We start from the raw sequence: 6,968 nt of genomic DNA on the forward strand, positions 1-6,968 counted from the left end.
ACAATAAAGTTAATAGCTCAAAAACGGAATCTATTTATACCAGCCCACGCATCAGACAGAGTATGCACAAGAAGCGAGCAGAGCATAAAAAAGAAAAAAAGGAAAAAGCAAACCCGCTGACAAAACTCTTCCTCCGTCAAGCCTTCAAAAGCCTCTTCGGCGCCGGCGTGGCAGGAACGGTTCAGAACATCAAAGACACCGTTGACACCACCCTCCACTCTGTCGAGGAAAAAGTGAGGGCAACCACGACCATCGTTATCAAAACATCCATCATCTTCCTCCTCATCTTCATAGGAACCCTCTTCTTCCTTGTCGGCATTGCGCAGTACCTCTCAACAACAATTCCCGCCCTTCGCGGCGGTCTCGGGTACGCCCTCGTCGGAGTCCTCCTCCTCCTCTTCGGCCTTGTCAGCAACGCACTCTCCCGATGATACCGTTCAAGCTCAAAAAAGCCTTTCTGCGACTTCTTTTCGAGCGCACCAGCAGGCTGCGACTCTACATAGAAGTCCTTGATCGCCACATCTCCATCAAGAACAAAAACGACCGGGAAAAACTCGAACAACTCACCCAGCACTTCAAGCACGTTCATGCACGCCTCATCGCATTGAGAGTTTTTCGAGACTTCTTCTACCTCATTCTCTACATATCCTTCGTTTCATCAATTCTCTCAAAGGTTCGCTACTTTGGCGTCGTCCAAAGCATCTACCAAGCCATCGCGGAGCTGATAGGAACGACGCTCAGCGTTATTGCCATCCTCACCCTCACCCGCCTCATCAACCTCCACATCGGGAACCTGCAAAGCCTGAGCAGCCACATCATAGCCATCTACATCAAGCACGACAAGACAAAAGACGACGCGCTCATCGAAGAAATTCGAAAAATCCTATAAAAGAACGTAAAGGAACGAGGCGGTGAAACAACACGCCATTCCGCCTTGCCCGTTCCTCCGGCCTGCAAAAAAAAGAAAACTATAAAAACAAAGAAAAAAGAGGCAGAACGAGTATGCAGACTCTCACACCAAAGCGAAACCAGAACCCGCACCTAGCGAAAACACTTCTCCTCTTGCTCCTCCTCATTCTCACAACAACCTTCTTCACTTCCTGCTCACAAGAGGCGCTCCCCAAACCACAAGGCACTGCAATCTTTCCAGAACCACAAGAGCACGAAGCCAAAGAAGGCGAGCAATTCACTATAGCAATCAAAGGACAAAACCTCAACGACCTCTCGGGATTTCAATTCAACCTGGCCTACGACCCGCAAGTCCTTGAAGCCGTTCGTGTTGAAGAAGGAGAGTTCCTCAAACGCGCTGGAGAAACGTTCAAGGTCGGCCCTGACTTGAGCACCGCAGGCCTCATTGCGAACTTTGCCGTCGTTAAGCTCGGCGGCGGCGGGAAGATAGGCACGGGCGTGAGCGGCTCAGGAACGTTAGCAACAATAACCTTCAAAGCAAAAAAGAAAGGAACCTCTCAACTCGCTTTTGAAAACGTTAAGTTCGTCAACCCGCCCAGCGACCAACTCAGCGTGCAAGCCTTTCCTGGCAGGGTTACCGTAACGTAAGAAGAAGAAGCGAAGCAAGCACCTAAGCAGATCGCCACAGGCGTTCACGAATCGCTCCGCGAACAAGTCTTTCTTCAATTCGACCTTCGCTTCTCTAAGGCGTCCTCAATCTCATCCAGCGTGTATCCCTCACTGAGCAAAGCAGCCTTGAGTTGCAATCGCCCAAAACCTTGCCTCTCGTAGGAAGCAATCTTACTCTGCAAAGAAAAACCGCCTCTCGCGTGCTCACCGCCTCCCTGCAAGATTCTCAACGCAACCACCGCACCGACGACGACGGCAATAGCTCCCAAGGCGAGCAAGAAAAAAACAGCATCCCACCTGTTCTCTTTTTCAGAGGCCTCATCAGAAACAAGAGCAGGATCTTGTCGCTCAGGACCCTCTACAACGCTCGTAGCGCCCTCCTTCTTTTTGTGGGACAATAATGCTTCCAGCGACGCGGCAGAAGGCCCCTCCTCCTCTTCAGCACCCGTTTCCTCCGTTTCTCCTCTGCCTTGTTTCGTGTTCAACAAATCCTCCAAGGAAGACAACTCGTCCTGACGGGAACGTTCCTGTTGTTGAATTGGTTCAGGCAAAGGGCCTGTGTTGCGCTTTGGCGGCTCATACGCGCACGGCTGTTGCTCGGCCGGCTTTCTCACCAAACAATCATTGCGCGCGGTGCACGATCTTGTTTGCACACCCTTCACACACGCGGACCACGCGGAGCACTCCCACTCAGGCGTACACGACGACTCAAAACCCTCACTAATAACAGAATCATCGTACACGCTCCAATCAATCCCTTGCTCCTCAAGCGCTTTTTTTGACTGGCAAACACCCTCAAAACAAACAGCATCGCCTACGCATCCGCAACTCTGACAGCGCTCAACAAGCTCGCCTCCAGAGCAGAGCAGCAACTCGGCGTTGCAACTACCCTCCGGCGTTCCATCCTGGCAGGAAGCGTCACACGCAGCGTCGAACCAGTTACAGTCTTCGTCGACACCGTTTCCACACACCTCCGGAGCTCCTGGAAACACTCTGCTGTTCGCATCGTTACAATCAACCAGCGTGCTTTTGCAGTCAGTATGGCCAAGCCGTCCGAACCCATCTCCATCACTATCCACGCAGTCGGCGAAAACACTCTGTGAAGCAAGCCCTGCAATGCTGAGCGCAACCAGAAAAAACAAGACAACACCGCCAACTCGCCCGGCCAATTTTTTCCAACCTTGCCATAAAAATAACGTGAACATGCCACTGCACACGAGTGCCTGCACCTATAAAAGTGTTTCCGAAACACACAACGTATTCACTACGAAGACAACAAACCGCAACAAACTGAGAACAACAACCCTCAACGTCTCAGAGCACCCAACAGCAATGCTTATAAATCAACAAGGAGTGTACTAGCGAAGCAATGGATGCAGAACAAGCCCTCACCCTCATCAAGCGAAACACACTAGAAATCATTAACGAAGCATCGCTCTCCAAAGCGATCACGGCAGGCGAGCGCCCACGCATTTACTGCGGCTACGAACCGTCAGGACCCGTCCATCTCGGACACCTCGTTTCTATAACCAAACTCGTAGACCTACAAGATGCGGGGTGTGATGTCATCGTCCTCTTCGCGGACTGGCACGCGTATCTTAACCAGAAAGGAACGTGGGAAGACATTCAAGAACACACCGCCACGTGGCAAACCGTGTTCACCGCGGCAGGCCTCGGCAAAGCAACGTTCGTTAAGGGAAGCGACATCCAACGCTCCGTTCCCTACATTGATGACGTCTTCGCTCTCGCTGTAAAAACAACAATTAACAGAGGCCTGCGCAGCATGCAAACCGTCGCGCGAGACATTACCAACGCAAAAATTTCACAGGTTATCTACCCCCTTATGCAAGTTGCAGACTTCAAACACCTCAACGTGGACGGGGCGCTTGGCGGGATTGAACAACGAAAAATTCACATGCTCGCCCTCGAAACCCTCTCAAGCCTCAACTACAAAACCCCGTTCTTCATCCATCACGAACTCATCCCCAGCATCAAAGGCCCTCGCGAAGGAAAAATGTCGTCAAGCCAAGCCGCCAGCATGATTTCCCTTGTCGACGACGATGACGCAATCACTAAAAAGCTCCAAAACGCGTACTGCCCCGAGGGGAAGACAGAGGACAATCCTGTGCTTGCCATTGCAAAACTCATCATCTTCCCCCGCCTCAAAAAGGAGGAGGCATTTAAGCTTACTCGCCCGGACAAATTTGGCGGCGACACGTCCTATGCCACGTTTGAAGACCTGCGGGCAGCGTACGAAAACAGGAGCGTCCACCCCGCAGACCTGAAACGCTCCTGCGCGCTCTACCTTCAAGAAATTATCAGGCCGCTACGAAAACAGTCTTCACAACGCCAAGGCAAGAAGAGCTAAGAACAACAAACAACAACACGTGACACGAAGACGTCTGATCGCTCACCGACGAAGAGGGTGCCGCCTGCAGCAAGCAATACAACACAGGCGGCAAAAGGAATAAAGGCGAGCAAGCAGCAGAGAAAACAAAGAGAAGACAATCCAAAACATTTATAAATGAGCGGGGCTAGAGGATGCAAATAATGGGTAGGTGGTTGGAACCTCGCATAACACAAGCAAAGCACGACAGAAGCCTTGCTCGTCACTCGTGCTTTACCAGCACGCTCTTCGCGCTCGTCCTCCTCATCGGAGTAGCTATCGCGTCCGCACCACACGCGTCCGCACAAACGCCGGAGATCAGCGTCAACCCCAACACGCTTTCCCGCCCATTCTACCCGGGCGACACGATTCTCGTTGATGTTCTCATTGCAGGAGCCGCCGGCAATGTGTACGGCTACCAGTACGACCTGCACTTTGTGGAATCAAGAACTGACCTCGTCTCCACCACGGAAGGAGACTACTTGAGCAACAACGGCCAAGATGACACCTTCTTTCGCAGCGGCGACGATAGGGGCGACGTTCTTGAAGGGGTCGCCTCGACGAGAACCGTTCCCGGCGCCGCGACGGGCTCGTCAGGAACACTCGCGACCCACACGTTTCAAGCACCCCACAAGACCTCGGCCGTGGGGGACAGCAACATGTTCCTCGCAAACGTCGCCCTCTCAGACATCGACCAAGGATCCATACCGTTCACGCTCAAGGACGCAACAGTCACCATTGCATCATCGGCGCGTAACCTCTCAACCCACGATGACACGGACACGAATCCTTCACTCAAGCCAGGAGATGACGTAACGTTCTACGCCGTCTACACCTTCGTCGGCAACGAAGAATACGTTGAAGGAACCTGCGACATCTCCTTTGACAACTTCGTCACGTCATCACCTATGACGTTCAACCCAACCCAAGAATACTACTACTACACCCGCACCTTCACACGCCAAGAACAACAAGGCAACTACTGGGTGCGCTGCGACGACCTCCCTACGGTGCAAAGCGACTACGCACTCTCCTGCCTCCAAGTCAGCAGCACTGAGGCGAGCATGTGCAACAACGGCCTGGACGATGACTGCGACAGCGCTTTTGACTGCGACGACGCAGACTGTAGCGCAGATCCCGCCTGCGCCCCACCGGTCACGTGCACAGACAACGACGGCGACCGCTACATTCAAGAAAACGTTGCCAACGTCGCTTCGTGCGGAAACGTCTGCGGACCCACCGGGACGCAATCATGCCTCGGCGCGAACGATTGCGACGACAACAACGACCAAAAAAACCCGGGCGCGTCGGAGCAATGCGACGGGATCGACAACGACTGCAACGGCCAAATCGACGATGGAGTCACGGGGGGCCCCTCATGCACCCAAGAAGGCGTGTGTGCTGGGACGGTTTCTTCCTGCCAAGGAGGCGGCTGGGTGTGTGACTACGCCGCAAATGACCCTGCATACGAACAATCAGAAGCTACCTGTGACGCGAAGGACAATGATTGCGACGGCACGGCTGATGAAGGATTTGACGCAGACAACGACACCTATTACCCTTCAACCTGCACGGGCTATTCTGTCCACGACTGCAACGACAACGATCCTGCAGTCAACCCCGGGCAAGCTGAAGTCTGCGGCGACAGCAAGGACAACGACTGCGACGGCCAGGTCGATGAAGGATGCGCCACCTGCGTAGACAATGATGGAGACGGCTACGGCGAGGGGTGCTCCCCCGGGCCTGACTGTGATGACACAAACGCGTCCATCCACCCCGGCGCGTCGGAGCAATGCGACGGGATCGACAACGACTGCCAAGGAGGCGTCGATGACGGCCTCGACTCCAGACCGTGCCCGAACCAGGACGGCGTGTGCAGCGGCTCGCAACAAGTCTGCCAAGGAGCTGCCGGGTGGTCCACTTGCGACTACGCAAACTACTCGCAGGACTACGAACCGAACGAAGCGAGCTGTGATGCCAAGGATAACGACTGCGACGCTCAAGTAGACGAAGACCTCTCGCAACTCTGCCCCAACCAGCAAGGCGTTTGCCAAGGAGCATCCACGAGCTGCACGGCAGGGGCGTTCCCCTCCTGCACATTCCAAACCTACGAAGCACACAACTCCGCCTACGAATTCCTCATCGAAGCTACTTGCAACGACGGCCTCGACAATGACTGCGACGGCCTCGCAGACTGCGCCGACCCGAACTGCAACGGCACGGTTTCGTGTCCCGTCTGCGAAGACAACGACGGCGATGGCTATCACGCAATCGGCGGCAACTGCCCCACAGGAAACGACTGCAATGACAACAACAAGGACGTCTACCCCGGAGCGCTCGAACTTTGTGGCGACGGTGAAGACAACGATTGCAACACGTTCACTGACTGCGACGATGCCGCCTGCTCGGCAGACTCAGCATGTCTTAACTGCGAAGACAAGGACGGCGACGGTTATAACGGCTACGACGCCACGCTTTGCCCTGGCGGGGGCGACTGCAACGACGACCCCGGCCTTAACGGCTCGAGCATCAACCCCTCCGCCGTCGAACTATGCGATGCCGTCGACAACAACTGCAACGGCATCATTGACGGCTACGACGAACTCCTTCCCGTCGCGCCGGACTGCACCAATCAAGAAGGAATCTGCGCTGGCACGAAGCAAGCTTGCGAAAACGGAACGTTCGTTGAATGCACCAGCAACCATTTCTCAGACATCCTCGGCAGCAACTACACCGCCGGGAACGAGTCGCCAAACTTTTGCCAAGACAGCCAGGACAATAATTGCAACGGAGAAGTCGATGAAGGATGTCCTTGCGAGGAAAACGCGACCCGCCTCTGCGGCTCAGACGTGGGCGCGTGCGAGCAAGGCATAGAAACCTGCCATAACGGCACCTGGGGCGAATGCACCGGACAAACCACGCCCACCACTGAGACGTGCAATAACGTCGACGACGACTGCGACGGCGCCACTGATGAAGGCGACGTTTGCAAGGAAGATGAGAA

At 54.4% G+C, this 6,968-nt stretch carries 6 protein-coding genes; 5 read left to right on the forward strand and 1 reads right to left on the reverse strand.

Annotation, left to right across the window (positions count from 1 at the left end; translation table 11 throughout):
• Nucleotides 1-62: 62 nt before the first annotated feature.
• From D6783_04600 to D6783_04610, 3 genes are all read left to right on the forward strand, one after another.
• Nucleotides 63-431 carry a hypothetical protein gene (locus D6783_04600; protein RME52468.1) on the forward strand — a complete coding sequence of 123 codons (369 nt, stop codon included), beginning with the start codon at nucleotides 63-65 and terminating at the stop codon, nucleotides 429-431.
• A complete protein-coding gene (locus D6783_04605; GenBank protein RME52469.1) occupies nucleotides 428-889 on the forward strand; it encodes a hypothetical protein in 462 nt (153 codons plus the stop codon). Before D6783_04600 ends, D6783_04605 begins: the two co-directional genes overlap by 4 nt.
• A gap of 113 nt (nucleotides 890-1,002) precedes the next feature.
• Nucleotides 1,003-1,557, forward strand: coding sequence for a hypothetical protein (locus tag D6783_04610; GenBank protein RME52470.1), 555 nt, complete (start codon nucleotides 1,003-1,005; stop codon nucleotides 1,555-1,557).
• A gap of 74 nt (nucleotides 1,558-1,631) precedes the next feature.
• Here D6783_04610 and D6783_04615 read toward each other — a convergent pair whose 3' ends face one another.
• Complete coding sequence (locus D6783_04615) at nucleotides 1,632-2,783, reverse strand: hypothetical protein (GenBank protein ID RME52471.1); 1,152 nt, start codon at nucleotides 2,781-2,783, stop codon at nucleotides 1,632-1,634.
• Nucleotides 2,784-2,947: 164 nt separating this feature from the next.
• Between D6783_04615 and D6783_04620 the strand changes: the two genes are divergently transcribed.
• On the forward strand, nucleotides 2,948-3,946 hold the full coding sequence (locus D6783_04620; protein ID RME52472.1) for a tyrosine--tRNA ligase: 999 nt from the start codon (nucleotides 2,948-2,950) through the stop codon (nucleotides 3,944-3,946).
• Nucleotides 3,947-4,128: 182 nt separating this feature from the next.
• Nucleotides 4,129-6,968, forward strand: a 2,840-nt coding sequence (locus D6783_04625) for a hypothetical protein (protein RME52473.1), incomplete at its 3' end; no start/stop codon positions are given.

This window comes from Candidatus Woesearchaeota archaeon, from assembly GCA_003694805.1.
Lineage (GTDB): Archaea > Nanobdellota > Nanobdellia > Woesearchaeales > J110 > J110.

Bases quoted from the DNA above. Each gene is read 5' to 3' on its own strand.
- D6783_04615 (RME52471.1), bottom strand. From the start codon at position 2,783: ATGTTCACGTTATTTTTATGGCAAGGTTGGAAAAAATTGGCCGGGCGA.
- D6783_04600 (RME52468.1), top strand. From the start codon at position 63: ATGCACAAGAAGCGAGCAGAGCATAAAAAAGAAAAAAAGGAAAAAGCA.
- D6783_04620 (RME52472.1), top strand. From the start codon at position 2,948: ATGGATGCAGAACAAGCCCTCACCCTCATCAAGCGAAACACACTAGAA.
- D6783_04610 (RME52470.1), top strand. From the start codon at position 1,003: ATGCAGACTCTCACACCAAAGCGAAACCAGAACCCGCACCTAGCGAAA.
- D6783_04605 (RME52469.1), top strand. From the start codon at position 428: ATGATACCGTTCAAGCTCAAAAAAGCCTTTCTGCGACTTCTTTTCGAG.